A 13,255-nucleotide genomic window follows, 5' to 3' on the forward strand; every position below is an offset into this window, starting at 1 on the left:
GCCGATCAGCTACCGGCCATCGCCAGTACCAGGGGCGTGGTGATCGCCGAAAGGGCGGTCGACAGGATCAGCGCGCCGGCCATGCCGCCTTCCACCGCCTTGAATTGCCGCGCCATCAGGAAGACGTTGGCGCCCTGGCCGATCGAGGCGAGCAGCACGATGACCCGGGTTTCGAGCGGCGGCAGGGCGAGCAGCCTGGCCAGCCCGAAGACGATCAGCGGCAGGATCAGCAGCTTGGGGATGACGATGGCCAGGCTGACCTTCCATTCCGATTTCAGGTTGTATTCCGCCAGGCTCATGCCGAGCGCCACGAGGGCGAGCGGCATGCCGGTCTGGCCGAGCATTTTCAGCGGGCTGTCGAGCATGGCCGGCAGGGCAGCCCCGCTCAATCCGAAGGCACTGCCGGCCAGGATGGCCAGGATGATCGGGTTGCGCAGCACGCCCTGCACGGTGTCCCGCAAACCCTTGAGCGACAGGCTGCCATGGCGGTGCCATTCGACCGACAGGCTGACCAGCGTCCACAGGATCAGGGCATTGAACAACAGCACCAGGGCGACCGACGGGATTGCCGGGTCGCCAAGCGAAGCCTTGGCCAGCGGCAGGCCGAGCATGATGTTGTTGGAGAAGATGCAGCCGACGCCGAACACCGACTGGCCAATACCGTCGAGCCCGAAAGCCTTCCCCGCAATGAGCCGGCCGAGCAGGAAAACGAGCAGGCAGCCGCCGAAGAAGGCGACGAGCAGCCGGCCATCGACCGGCGGCAACTGCGAGAGGTCGCTCATCATGCGAAAGAGCATGGCCGGCAGGCCGACACTGAACACGAAAGTGGTCAGATGCTGCGCCATGGTGCGCGGCCAGCCGGCGAAGCGCATCAGCAGGTAGCCGATGAGGATCAGCGCAAAGAGCGGTACGCCAAGCGTCAGATGGTGCAGGAAGGCGGTCATCGGTGGGTGGTCAGCTCCCGCTTTCCAGCGCGGCGGCAATCGCCCGGCCGAGATCGGCGGTCTGCGCCGTGCCGCCCATGTCCGGCGTGCGCGGCCCGCCAACCAGCACCTGCTCGATGGCCGCCATGATCGCATCGTGCGCGGCCTGGTAGCGGCTGTCGCCATTGCCGAGGAACTCGAGCATCATCGCGCCCGACCAGATCATGGCGATCGGGTTGGCGATGCCCTGGCCGGCGATGTCCGGCGCGGAACCATGCACCGGTTCGAACAGCGAGGGGAAGGTGCGATCCGGATTGAGGTTGGCCGACGGCGCGATGCCGATGGTGCCGGTGCACGCCGGGCCGAGGTCGGACAGGATGTCGCCGAACAGGTTGGAGGCGACGACCACGTCGAAGCGCTCCGGGCTGAGCACGAAGCGGGCAGTCAGGATGTCGATGTGGTACTTGTCCCAGCGCACGTCGGGGTAGGCGTGGGCCATGGTTTCGACCCGCTCGTCCCAGTAGGGCATGCTGATGGCGATGCCGTTCGACTTGGTGGCCGAGGTGAGGTGCTTCTTCGGGCGGCGCTGCGCGAGCTCGAAAGCGAATTTGAGGATGCGGTCGGTGCCCTGGCGGGTGAAGATCGATTCCTGAATCACCGTCTCGCGCTCGGTGCCCTCGAACATGCGGCCGCCGACGGCTGAATACTCGCCCTCGGTGTTCTCGCGGATGACGTAGAAGTCGATGTCACCGACCTGCTTGCCGGCCAGGGGGCAGGGAATGCCCGGCATCAGGCGTACCGGGCGCACGTTGGCGTACTGGTCGAATTCCCGGCGGAACTTGAGCAGCGAGCCCCACAGCGAAATGTGGTCGGGTACCGTGGCCGGCCAGCCGACAGCGCCGAAATAGATGGCGTCGAAGTCCTTCAGTTGAGCGAACCAGTCGTCCGGCATCATCTGGCCGTGCTGCAGGTAATAGTCGCAATGTGCCCAGTCGAAGGCGGTGAATTCCAGGTCGAGGCCGAATTGGCGGCAGGCTGCTTCGAGGACGCGCAGGCCCTCGGGCATCACTTCCTGGCCGATGCCGTCGCCGGCAATGACTGCGATTCTGTGTTTCATGGTGCGGGCGCTCGTGGCGGATGAAAGGCACCAGCTTAGTGATCACCAGATTAATTACAATCCAGCCTGTTGTGAATTTCGTGAACACAAATCGTGAACATAAAGCCCCAGCTTGAAGACCTCCGCCTGTTCTGCATTGTGGCCCGTCACCGCAGCTTTGCCGAAACCGCCCGCGAGCAGGGTATTTCCAAGGCGGTGGTCAGCAAGCGCATCGCCTTGCTCGAAGCGTCCGTGCAGGAAAAGCTCTTCCACCGCACGACGCGCAACGTGTCGCTGACCGCCCAGGGCGAAATCGTCCATCAATGGGCGCAGCGCATCCTCGAAGACGTCGACCTGATGGGCGAGGCCATTTCCCGCGAAAAGGCGGCACCGGCCGGCCTGCTGCGTATCTGCAGCAGTACCGGCTTCGGGCGCAGCCGACTGGCACCGGCCCTGTCGGAGCTGGCGCGGCAGTTTCCGCAGCTGGAAATCCAGGTCGAATTGTTCGATCGCCCGGTCGATCTGGTGGAGGAGGGGTTCCACCTCGACATCCGCCTCGGCCAGGTGCGTGAAAGCCATGTCATCAAGCGGCGCATCGCCTGTAACCGGCGGGTGCTGTGCGCCGCGCCCGCCTATCTGGCGCAATACGGCACGCCGCATACCCTGGCCGATCTGCAAAGCCATCGCTGCATCCCGATCCGCGAACGTGACCAGGATTTCGGCCGCTGGGAACTGCACGGACCGGCGGGCATCGTCGCCATCAAGGTCAGCGGCCCGCTCTCCGCCAACAATGGCGAAATCGTCCGGCAGTGGGCCATCGACGGCCACGGCATCATCCTGCGCTCGACCTGGGACGTCAGCCGCGACATCGCGGCCGGCCGACTGATCCCAGTGCTGCCGCAGTATTTCCAGCCGGCCGATGTCTGGGCCGTCTATCCGTCGCGGCTGTCGGTATCGGCCAGAGTCCGCGTCTGCGTCGAATTTCTCGCAGCATGGTTCGCGCAGAACGGCATGCACGACGACTGAGCGACCGGCGGTGGCCGGCGCTGCAATCAGGGCAGGTCGTGTGAGGCCAGGTTCCTGAGCAGGACGGCGAACAGCACGGCCGGATCGACTGGCTTGGCGATGAAATCGTTCATGCCGGCAGCCAGGCAGCGCTCCTTGTCTTGGGGTCTCCTCGTTTTCAGTGCAATAAGTGACGGTACGCAAAGCTAGCACTGGCGCGGGGGTGGTCTGGGTAGACCGTTGATTTCATTGACTTTCCTGTTCGCTTTGTAAACGGGTATGGTGGCCTCCCACTTTTGAGGTTCACGATGCAGGGTTGGCACACAACGTTTTTGGGGATGCGTGGGCTCCCCCGCGATATCAGCGACTTCGAGATGAAGGCATTTTTCACCTTCGATGGTGCCGAGCGCGACGCAATCAATGCACGCCGAGGTGATTCCCACAAGCTTGGTCTGGCGCTCCATATTGGTTTCCTGCGCATGAGTGGGCGTTTGCTCGGTGCCTTTCGGGTAATTCCAGTAGCCTTGTGGCGCCACCTTGGCAACGAGCTTGGCATTGCAGCACCAGAAGTCGCCTCGCTGAGAGCCATGTATGAACGCGGGCGCACGCTATTCGATCACCAACAAGTAGCCTGCACGGTCCTTGGATTCCAGTGGATGAGCGAGCACCAGCGCCGCTCACTGGTACGTGAACTGCGCGACGAAGTGGCGCGCTGCGCCGACCGCGATCAGCTACTCGTGCGGGCGCGTCAATGGCTGTACAAGAACAAGCTGGTGATCGTGCACGAGCGGGCAATTCGGACACTGATTGCGGCGGCACTTGCCCAGCTTGAAGTTGAAACAGGCACCGCCATCGCCGCCAGCGTTGATCCAGCAACACTTGATCGCTGGCGAGCCTCAGTTTCAGAGCTGCGCCCAGATGGACAAACCCAGCAGAGTTGGCTATGGGCTGCACCGGCGAAACACTCAACCCGCCAAATCAGCGAGGTACTGGAGCGCATCGACCTGCTTTACACGCTGGACGTTCATAAGCACCTGGCAGACATCCCCGATCTCATCTTGCGCCGCTACGCGCGCCGACTTGTCTCCAGGCCGCCCTCAGCCGGAGCCAAGATCAAAGAGCCAGCGCGCACCGTGGAGGTCGCATGCTTTCTTCGGTATTGCCTGTTCACCACCACAGACCAGTTGATCCTTATGGTGCAGCGCCGGATCGCCGATCTGTGGCGTCAGGCTGCCGCCGATGTCCCCGCTACCGTCAATTGGGCCGCAATGTACAAAACGCTGCTCGGCGAACTTGTTGCCTTGAGCGCGCAAGGTGCGGTGCCAGATGCTGAGTTGCGTGCCCGTCTTGAAGCCTTGATCACCGAAACCCAGAAACGCAAACCACCGAGCAGGGCCTCCCTGGTCCGCGAGGGATTGATTGATGGAATTCGCCCCGTGCGGTCGTTGCTCGTCGCCATTGCAAAGCTGCCCTGGCAGGCCACCGGCGAGCATCCTGCCATCGAGTACCTTGCCAAGCTGCAAGCTTTATATCTCAAAGGATCCAGAAAGCTGCCAGTTGAAGTGGTGGCACCAAGTCTGGGAATGATCTGGCAGGTTTCGATCTCCAGCCCAGACCGGGAACGGGCGTTTCAGGCGTTGGAGGTGGCCACCCTGTTTGCCCTGCGCCGCGCGGTGCGCAATGGCTCGGTCTGGATTGAGCACAGCCTGAGCTTTCGGGGTCGTGCGCGCTTGTTCTTCACGGACGAGCGTTGGCAGGCAGAGTCCAAGAAACACTATGCCCGTCTATCGTTACCCAGCAAGGCTGCCACTTTCTTGAAGCCTTTGCTGGCCAGAGTAACTGCCGGTGTCGATGCGGTGGCCGCTGCAGCCCGCAGTGGCGTACTGCGCGTGGATGATGAACTCCATTTGTCGCCATTGCCCGCAGAGGACGAAGACCCAGAAGTGACCAAGCTGCGCGCGGCTTTGGATCACCGCATCGGTGAGGTTCAATTGCCGGAAGTGATTCTGGCCGTTGACGCCCAGGTGCGCTTTAGCTGGATCATGCTCGGACGTGAGCCGCGCTCTACCGACGAGCTGCTGATGGTCTATGCCGGCATCATGGCCCACGGCACCAGTCTGACTGCGGTCGAATGCGCGCGCATGATTCCGCAATTGTCTGCCACCAGCATTCGCCAGGCCATGCGCTGGGCGCGGGACGAACGGCGTCTGAGCCAGGCCTGCCAGGCTGTGCTGGAATTCATGCAGCGACACCCGATTGCCGCCACCTGGGGGCGGTCCGATTTGGCATCTTCTGACATGATGAGCATGGAGACCACCAAACGGGTGTGGCAAGCCCGGCTTGATCCTCGGCGCAACACACCTTCCATTGGAATCTACTCCCATGTAAAAGACCGGTGGGGCATCTTCCATGCGCAGCCCTTTGTGCTCAATGAGCGCCAGGCGGGCGTGGCCATTGAAGGTGTCATCCGCCAAGAAAAGCTGGAGACCAGCCAGCTTGCTGTGGATACCCATGGCTACACCGACTTTGCCATGTCACATGCCCGTTTGCTTGGTTTTGATCTTTGCCCGCGGTTGAAGGAACTCAAACAGCGCCACCTCTTTGTGCCACGCGGCACCAAAGTGCCCGCAGAAATCGCTGCGGTGTGCGAAGCCAATGTCGACGTCGCTTTGATCGAAAAGCATTGGGATAGTCTGGTGCACCTGGCAGCCTCGGTCATGAGCGGACATGCCAGTGCGGTGGCAGCTCTTGCGCGGTTCGGTTCTGCCGCCCAGGGCGATCCAATCTATGAGGCTGGCGTGCAATTGGGGCGGTTGCTGCGTACGGCGTTTTTGGCTGACTACTTTGTCAAGGACGCTTTCAGGAACGAGTTGCGCCGGGTGCTCAATCGGGGCGAGGCTGTTAACGCCCTCAAGCGCGCCATTTATACCGGCCGGATCAGCCCGGCGCAGGCCAAACGTGTCGATGAAATGCAGGCTGTGGCCGATGCGTTGAGCCTGATGGCCAACATCGTGATGGCGTGGAATACCTCACAGATGCAGGCGGTCCTGGATCGCTGGTCGAACCGCCGCCAGGTCATTCCACCGGAACTGATCGGGAAGATTGCGCCCACCAGGCTGGAGAGCATCAACTTGCGGGGTGTGTTTCGCTTCCCGGTTGACCGCTATGCTGACCAAATCCTGCCTTCGCGGCCAAATGCATCGATAACTGGCACCAATGGATGAAACCGACCACGGTTTGACGCCACGAATCGCAGATTTGAAAGTGAACAGGAAAGTCAATGAAATCAACGATCTACCAACACCACCTCCGCGCCAGTGCTAGCTTTTCGTACCGTCACTTATTGCACTGAAAACGAGGAGACCCCACTAGGGACTCCCTCGCTTCCCTTGCGGAAGACTTCCCAGCTCCGGCTGGGCGTAGCAGTCGTTACCTGCCTCTACGGGATTCGCCGCCATCGCCCGCGTGCGGTGGCAAAGCCATGCGCAGCATTGGTGGTCGCCGCCATCTGAGCGGCAACCCGGCCGACAACGGGATTCCGAGCGATCCCAGCCTCTCCTTCGCCGCCGGCCAGCCCACCATGGCTGCACGTCGGCGGCTTCTTCATTTCCCGCCACCCTTGCGGTGGCCAAGCAGTGGGCGAGTCGCCTGGGTCTTCAGGCCCAACCCCCGCCCTCCCTTTGACAGGAGAATTCACATGCAAGCAGAAACGCTCCAGGCGGCCCACCGGCCGCCTGAGATTGAGCGCACCCGCGTGGCAGTCGCCCTGCCACCGGATGCGACCTCCTCCGGCGAGGCGCTTTTCGTGCCGATCACCTGGGAAGATACGAACGACGACGGGGTGGGACGGCCCCGGATCCTGCGGGATCCGCACGATGCGCTGCCCTGCTTCACCAGCCGGAGACTGATCGGCTTCCTCTGCCAGGACCGGGCCACGCGCACGGTCGATGGCAATCTGAAGCTCTGGTACGGGGAGGTCAGCCCCGAAGACTACCTCCGGCTGTGGCGCGAGGCCCTCAAGAGCCCCCTGACGCCAGCGCAGCTGGCCGAGCGGCATGGCCTGTGCCTTCGCGTCACGCTGTGCGCAACCCTCGACAGGGTGCGCGGCATGCGCTGCCCCTGGCCGAATGCTCCATTCGAGACCTTCGAGCATCTGGAGGCCTTCTATGGAACGCGGCTGATCCACATCACGGCTGAAACCGGCGAGACACGCTTCGGGCTCTCGCTCGACCTGCGCGAGCCCGAGGCCGCGCGCCATACGTTCTACGTTGAATCGCTGCTGGCCCAGACCGGGGACACGCAGGCCGGGATGCGCGTGACGCTCGGGCGCGTGGCCCAGCCCCCGTACCGCCTGCCTGTCTTCGACTGGCAGGCCAACCTGTTCGAGGAGGCCACGCCATGAGCCACCGCGTCGAATACCAGTGGGCCGCGTTCCACGTGCCAGGCGCTCCGCTCGGGCTGGCCCAGGACCGCTACATCATCGCCATCGAAGGCGGCGACAACACCGTGCGCTGCGGAACCCACGGCAGACGTGCATGCAGTTGGAACGCCTGCATGGTAGGTGACCGCTCGCAGATCCTGCGGCAGGCCGTTCAGGCTGCCGGTGCCTGCGAGAACGGCAGCTTGAGGCCCCATGGACGCCGCTGGATGCCGGAGACCTACATCCGCCAGATCCGCTATCTGCTGGACGCGGCCGCCGCCACGCCCCCGCAGGGATCCTGGCATGCGCGGCTGCGCGCTGCGGCGGACCACCCCGCCATCGAGGCGCTGCGCCAGCTCGGCCTGGAACCGCGGCTGGAAACCCGCGACGGGCAGCAGCAGGCTCTCGTCGAGCCACGGCCCGAGCACCATGGCGCGTACTTCGCGCTGATCGATCGCTACGCCAGCGGACTGCCTGCGCGGTGCTGGATCGAGGTGTGCGGACTGCCGACCTCGTGAACGTCCGGCATCTCCTGGAGAAAAGCCCTGCCGCCATGCGGCAGGGCTTTCGTTTTCCAGCTCACGCCTGCGCGCGTTTCACGCCACGCGCCGTTCCTGCCCCGGCTCCGCACCTCGCACAACACGAAACGGCGGCAACCCCGCGATCAGACGCCGCCCCCACGGGGTGCTTCCGAGCCGCGTATCCAGCACCGTGATGCGGCCGCGGTCCTCGCACGTGCGCAGCAGCCGGCCCACGGCCTGCGCCAGCCGGATACCAACCTCCGGAACGCTGCGCTCCATGAAGGCCGACCTGCCTTGGGCCTCGATCCATTCGCGCCGGGCCTGCTCCACCGGGTCGTCGGGCACGGCGAACGGCAGCTTGGCCATGATCAGATGCGTGCAGTAGGCACCGGGCAGGTCCACGCCCTCGGACAAGCTGGCCAATCCGAACAGGACGGAGCGCTGGCCCTGGTCGATGCGCACCCTGTGCCGTTCCAGCAGCTCGCGCTTGGACACCGTCCCCTGCATCAGCACCTCCCCGCGCAGCGCGGACGGCAGGGCCTGCTCGACCTGGTGCATCTGGCGGGCCGACGCGAACAGCACCAAAGCGCCCGCCTGGGCCGCCAGCAGCGGAGGCAGCCGCGCCGCGACCTCCTGCGTGTGGGCCTCGGCATCGCGCGGGTGCGAGCGCATGCGGGGCAGGTGCAGTTCGGCCTGGGCCTGGTGATCGAAGGGCGATGGCAGGTTGAGCGCACGCACGCTGCCGTAGACATCCAGGCCGGACTCCTCCAAGAAGAGGTCGAACGATCCGCAGGCCTGCAGCGTCGCCGAGGTCAGCACCGCCGCGCCGGCGCGCTCCCAGAGCAGCGCGCGCAGGCGCTCCCCGCCGCTGATCGGTGCCGCACACACGTGGTACTCGGCCGTGCCGCCTGTCCTGCCGCCGCGCTCGACCCAGCGCGCCATGGGCTTCCCGCCATCGGGCACCGGGCACAGCATTCCGTCCCAGGTAGCGGCCAGGTGCTCCGCGCTGCCGAGGCAGGCACCGAGCGCCGCGACGTGGGGCTGCGCGGCCACCGCATCCTGGCGAGCGCGTTCCAACGCTGCATTCCGTACGGAACCCAGGGCCTCTCGGAGTGCCGCGGCGGCCGCGCGGATGCGGCTCCCCGCCTCGGCGATGCCCGGCGGCAGCGCGCCATGCGGGAAACGGTGAACCTCGCCGTCGTCGCCGAACGCGCAATGCCGGGACAATGCCGCGTGCAGCGCCGCCACATCCGTGCCGAGGCGCTGCCCCTCATTCTCGACGGCTTCCACCAACCCGCGGTCCAGCCGCAGGGCGCTGCCCGCCTCGGCCGCCACGGCGGCGGCCTCCTCAGCCCAGCGCGCGGCGCCGAGCACCGCGTGCCGCGACGCGCTGCGAGCGGCCGCCTTTGCTGGCAGGCCGTGGGCCTCGTCGAACACGAAGAGGGTTTCTGACGGGTCCGGCAGCAGCGCCCCGGGCTCCATCTCCAGCGCGGCCAGCACGAGGTCATGGTTGGCCACGATGACGTCCACTTCCTTGAGCCGCTGCCGGGCGGCCTGGTAGGGGCAGCGCGCGTAGTCCGCGCAGCGCGGCCCGAGGCAGCCCTGGCGGTCGGTGCTGATGCGGTTCCAAAGACCGTCCGGGATCGGCTCCGGCCATTCGTCGCGGTCGCCGGACCAGCTCTCGCCCGCGAAGGCATGGGCCAGCCGCCCTTCCAGGCGCACAGGCTGCGCCAACGCATGCGGGACCGGCGAGCCTCCGAGGTCGGCGACGGGCTGCTGGGCCTGCGGCCGCAGCAGCTTGGCCGGGCACACGTAGCGCCGCCGACCCTTCGCCAGTGCGCAACTGAACGCGACCGGCAGGTGCCTCTGCAGGGCGGGCAGATCCTTCGCCATGAGCTGCTCCTGCAGCGCTACAGTCGAGGACGACACGACCACGGTGCGTCCGCGCGAACGCGCGAGCACGATGGCCGGCAGCAGGTAGCCCAGGGTCTTTCCCGTACCGGTGCCGGCCTCGATCGCAGCGATACGCTGGGCTGGTGGCCGCAAGCCTTCTTCCGCGTCGCCAAGGCTGCCCAGGGCCTGCGCCACCTCGGCCATCATCACGAGCTGCCCCCGGCGGCTCGTGTAGTCCGGCATGGCCTCGCGCAGCGCGCGCAGGCAGGTCTGCATCTGGGATTTTTCTGCATCGGTGAGCATGCGGACAGCTTCTCGCGACATGCGGCGTCTTCAAGAGCCAGCACTCGCCGGGACGCCGAGACCCTGCACGCGCGCCGCCCGAAGCCCCATGCCCGCGGGGCTGCCTTCGTACCCCAGAAACAGCAACGCCCGGCCCGCCATCCAAGGCGGTCCGGGCGTTTTATTGCGCTCCTATCTATTTCGTTTGTCGGCCTCAGCCGATCTGGACCACGACCAGCACGGCGTCCAGGGTGCTGCCATGCTGCGCGCAGAACCGCTCGCAGGGCTCTGCCGCCCGGTCTCTCAGGCCAGCCTGTCGGGCCAGCGCGAGCAAGTGCAGCAACGCATCCGACGGCGCGAAGAGCACATCGCGGCCTTCTCCATCGACCCACAGGATGGCACCGGGCTCGGACTCGGGCCGGGCCGACGCGATGTCATCCACTTCATCGGCATAGTTCGACAGCAGGTCCTCCAGCCAGTCGGCCTGGTTCTCCCGCAGTCTCGCCGTCTCGACGTCCAGGCCGTGTGCGCAGGCGAGTGCCTTGCGCGCATGGAGCAGCACCTCCTCCAACATTGCGCTGTGCGAGAGCACGCCAGCCTGCGCATCGCTGATCCACAGCCAGGCCAGCACCCAGGCGCCGCCGTCGCCGACCGAAGTGGTGGTGTGGTCGTCGATCTCCGTGTCGTCGTCCGCATCGATAGTCGCGCGGGCCGCCGAGACGTAGGGATCGTCTCCGGGCACCGCGAAAGCCCGGATGCACTCTCCGATGGTCAGGCCCCCTGCGCACAGGGCTTCCAGGGAAGGGATGCCTGGTACCGCACCCGACGCCGGTACGGACGGCGCAGTTTCGCGGGACTGGTCCTGGTTGGCCGACTCGCGCAGGTAGTGGCGCGCTCGCTCGATCACGGCCCAGCAGTCTCCGGTGGCAGGCTCATCGTTGCTCTCGGCGAACCTGAGCGCGTACGCCAGCAGGTCGTCGATGAGCGTTCTCGGATCGGTGTTCATGTGGTTTCTCCTTCATGAAAATGAAGGGGCGCTACCCCCAGGGGCCAGCGCCCCTGGGGGTAATGGATGTGATGCCGGTAGCACGCCGGTGGCAGGCGCCGGGACTAGTGCACCGCGGCACCCAGATGCATCACGGTGTTCAAGAGGGTGTATTCCAGGGTCTGCTCGGCGTACTCGCTGCCGACATAGCCCCAAACCTCCTCGTCGCGGTCCTCGACGCGCCGTCCAGTGACGCGGTCCACCACGTAGACGACGATGCCGTAGACCTCGCCGTTGACCCAGGCGTTGTATTCATCGAGCACGCCGCGACAGTACCGCTCGGCTTCCTCGGCGAGCTTGGCCGCCACTTTGGACGGCGGGACGTCCAGGCCCGAGGCTTCGACCAGCGCCGCCATGGCCTGCGTCCGTGTCGCATAGCCGCCGATCCAGGTGGTCCCCCCGTCGAGGGAATAGTGCACGGCCGGCGGATCGCCCCGGCCGCCGGCCGTGCCGGACCAGCACGCTTCGCCAACGCCCAGTTCGCGCAGCACGTTGGACCGGATGTTGTCCTCGGCGTCCTCATCGGGCACCCAGATGGCACCGCCGCGCGTGGTGTCCCAGCGACACTGCATGCCATGGCCGGTCACGCTGTAGACGACGCCGCCATGGTCGTAGATGTCGAGCAGGACCGCCAGCGGGTAGCCGATGCTGCCTGCCGCGAGGGCACGCTCCCAGGCCGCCTCCGCCTCGCTTTCGCAGAGCAGGTTCGCCAGGTCCTTGAGCTTGTCGTGCCAGCACGGTGCCAGGTCGTTCCACCAGGGAACGTCGAGGAACTGCTTGGCGATGTAGTCGAGCGCGAACTCCCAGCCTTCCTGGTGGACGGCATCCTCGACCGTCTGCAGGACCGCGTTCCACGTGGCTGCCTTGTCGCGGCTGCGCAGGAGGTTGCCCAGCGTCGCCATCAGCGAGCGGTTCTTGCGGAGCGAAGCGACAACGCAGTCGGCCAACTGGCCGGACACACCCTCGTCGCCGAGATCCTTGTTGCCGTCGCCGTCGCGCCCCAGGGCGTGGAAGAAGTACCCCTCCTCGTCGCGCCGCGCGCGCCGCCCTCGGTGGTACAGACAGCCCATGGCATGGCCCTCGGCCAGGGGGTTGCAGCGCTCCGCGTCGTCATCGATGCACAGGCCGCCGGCCACGATGAACCTCTCCATCATGACCATGCGCTCCTCGGTGTCCGGCGGGATACGCAGCACTGCCTTGACGTCGATCGCCTCTTGCGCGTCGACCGCGCCGACGAAGGCCACCTCGGAGAGCGATTCACGTGCGTCCTCGACGCCGGGAAGCGCCAGCCCCCGGATGGCGAAAGGAACCCCTTTCACGGCAACGACCGTCTCCGGCCGCAGGTTGGAAAGAATCTTGACTTGGTGTTTGTTCATGATGGCTCCTTGAACAAGTCGCGGGGCCGTCCCTGCGCGGGAAGCGTCCCGCTAGGGTTGACAGGTGTCCTTTGCCGGTGCGGCGCGGGACATCGAAAGGTTGCCGACGCGCGAAACTGCGCATGCAGCGCGGGCGCGGGGCACAATGAAAATGGAAAGCCCCTGAGCGGATCCGCGCAGGGGTCAAGAAAACGGACAACCCGGCAGGGGCTGCCACACGGCGGAAAACGGGCCACCCGTTGACAGGTGGCGCGATCGCAAAGCGGACACCGTCCGCATGTCTCACAAGGCTACGATTCGCTCGATGAGCAGGCTGGCAGCTTGCCTGTGACGGCGCGCAGCGCCGAAAGCCTGATCACTCTATCACCCACTGCCGCAGCGTTCAATATGCGGCGCGGTCGAGGTCTGCCTCAACCGTTCCTTGCCCGGCGTGATGTGGACGCCAATGCGCAGGGCGAGATCCAGCAGCTTCGCGCAACCCTGGTCGTCCTGCAGCAGGCTGCATGTCCCCCTTCTGCTGCAACACCCCGTCGCATCCTGCGGCGCATGGTCGCCACCCGCATTCGCCCGCCGAGCCAGGCGTTCGCGGCTCGCGGTCGCGCGACTGCGGCGGCAGCTACCGCATCCCGGCCCACACTCAAGGCTCACCCGCTTCCTGCAAGGAAGCCCCGGCCATGCCGGGCGTCGCAGTCGT

The 13,255-nt window shown here is 65.7% G+C and carries 9 protein-coding genes; 4 read left to right on the forward strand and 5 right to left on the reverse strand.

Annotation, left to right across the window (positions count from 1 at the left end):
• Window positions 1-5 precede the first annotated feature (5 nt).
• Both GWK50_RS13260 and GWK50_RS13265 read right to left on the reverse strand, forming a co-directional pair.
• Window positions 6-944: an AEC family transporter gene (locus GWK50_RS13260; protein ID WP_162016919.1), complete on the reverse strand. Its 939-nt coding sequence runs from the start codon at window positions 942-944 to the stop codon at window positions 6-8.
• A gap of 10 nt (window positions 945-954) precedes the next feature.
• Complete coding sequence (locus GWK50_RS13265) at window positions 955-2,040, reverse strand: tartrate dehydrogenase (protein ID WP_027457914.1); 1,086 nt, start codon at window positions 2,038-2,040, stop codon at window positions 955-957.
• Window positions 2,041-2,133: 93 nt separating this feature from the next.
• Between GWK50_RS13265 and GWK50_RS13270 the strand changes: the two genes are divergently transcribed.
• From GWK50_RS13270 to GWK50_RS13285, 4 genes are all read left to right on the forward strand, one after another.
• The gene (locus GWK50_RS13270) at window positions 2,134-3,045 is read left to right on the forward strand and encodes a LysR family transcriptional regulator (RefSeq protein WP_027457915.1); all 912 of its coding nucleotides are present in this window, start codon (window positions 2,134-2,136) and stop codon (window positions 3,043-3,045) included.
• Between the two features lie 287 nt (window positions 3,046-3,332).
• Window positions 3,333-6,248 (forward strand): Tn3-like element IS1071 family transposase, encoded by a 2,916-nt coding sequence (locus tag GWK50_RS13275; protein WP_003049965.1) that lies wholly within the window; start codon window positions 3,333-3,335, stop codon window positions 6,246-6,248.
• A gap of 473 nt (window positions 6,249-6,721) precedes the next feature.
• Window positions 6,722-7,426, forward strand: coding sequence for a hypothetical protein (locus GWK50_RS13280; protein WP_108497890.1), 705 nt, complete (start codon window positions 6,722-6,724; stop codon window positions 7,424-7,426).
• Window positions 7,423-7,962, forward strand: a complete 540-nt coding sequence (locus GWK50_RS13285) for a hypothetical protein (RefSeq protein WP_108497889.1) — start codon at window positions 7,423-7,425, stop codon at window positions 7,960-7,962. The genes GWK50_RS13280 and GWK50_RS13285 overlap by 4 nt, the downstream gene beginning before the upstream one ends.
• A gap of 78 nt (window positions 7,963-8,040) precedes the next feature.
• On the opposite strand, the gene dinG is transcribed toward GWK50_RS13285, so the two are convergent.
• The 3 genes from dinG to GWK50_RS13300 form a co-directional block, all read right to left on the reverse strand.
• The gene (dinG, locus tag GWK50_RS13290) at window positions 8,041-10,161 is read right to left on the reverse strand and encodes an ATP-dependent DNA helicase DinG (protein ID WP_162016920.1); all 2,121 of its coding nucleotides are present in this window, start codon (window positions 10,159-10,161) and stop codon (window positions 8,041-8,043) included.
• Window positions 10,162-10,354: 193 nt separating this feature from the next.
• Complete coding sequence (locus GWK50_RS13295; protein WP_108498269.1) at window positions 10,355-11,146, reverse strand: hypothetical protein; 792 nt, start codon at window positions 11,144-11,146, stop codon at window positions 10,355-10,357.
• A 104-nt stretch (window positions 11,147-11,250) separates the two neighbouring features.
• Window positions 11,251-12,561, reverse strand: a complete 1,311-nt coding sequence (locus GWK50_RS13300; RefSeq protein WP_108498268.1) for a hypothetical protein — start codon at window positions 12,559-12,561, stop codon at window positions 11,251-11,253.
• Window positions 12,562-13,255: the final 694 nt, after the last annotated feature.

It is taken from the genome of Acidovorax sp. 210-6 (genome assembly GCF_010020825.1).
In the GTDB taxonomy this organism is placed as follows: Bacteria; Pseudomonadota; Gammaproteobacteria; order Burkholderiales; family Burkholderiaceae_C; genus Simplicispira; species Simplicispira sedimenti.

Excerpts from the sequence above, each read along its gene's own strand:
- GWK50_RS13275 (WP_003049965.1), top strand. The coding sequence starts at position 3,333 with ATGCAGGGTTGGCACACAACGTTTTTGGGGATGCGTGGGCTCCCCCGC.
- GWK50_RS13300 (WP_108498268.1), bottom strand. The coding sequence starts at position 12,561 with ATGAACAAACACCAAGTCAAGATTCTTTCCAACCTGCGGCCGGAGACG.
- GWK50_RS13265 (WP_027457914.1), bottom strand. The coding sequence starts at position 2,040 with ATGAAACACAGAATCGCAGTCATTGCCGGCGACGGCATCGGCCAGGAA.
- GWK50_RS13285 (WP_108497889.1), top strand. The coding sequence starts at position 7,423 with ATGAGCCACCGCGTCGAATACCAGTGGGCCGCGTTCCACGTGCCAGGC.
- GWK50_RS13295 (WP_108498269.1), bottom strand. The coding sequence starts at position 11,146 with ATGAACACCGATCCGAGAACGCTCATCGACGACCTGCTGGCGTACGCG.
- GWK50_RS13260 (WP_162016919.1), bottom strand. The coding sequence starts at position 944 with ATGACCGCCTTCCTGCACCATCTGACGCTTGGCGTACCGCTCTTTGCG.
- dinG (WP_162016920.1), bottom strand. The coding sequence starts at position 10,161 with ATGCTCACCGATGCAGAAAAATCCCAGATGCAGACCTGCCTGCGCGCG.
- GWK50_RS13280 (WP_108497890.1), top strand. The coding sequence starts at position 6,722 with ATGCAAGCAGAAACGCTCCAGGCGGCCCACCGGCCGCCTGAGATTGAG.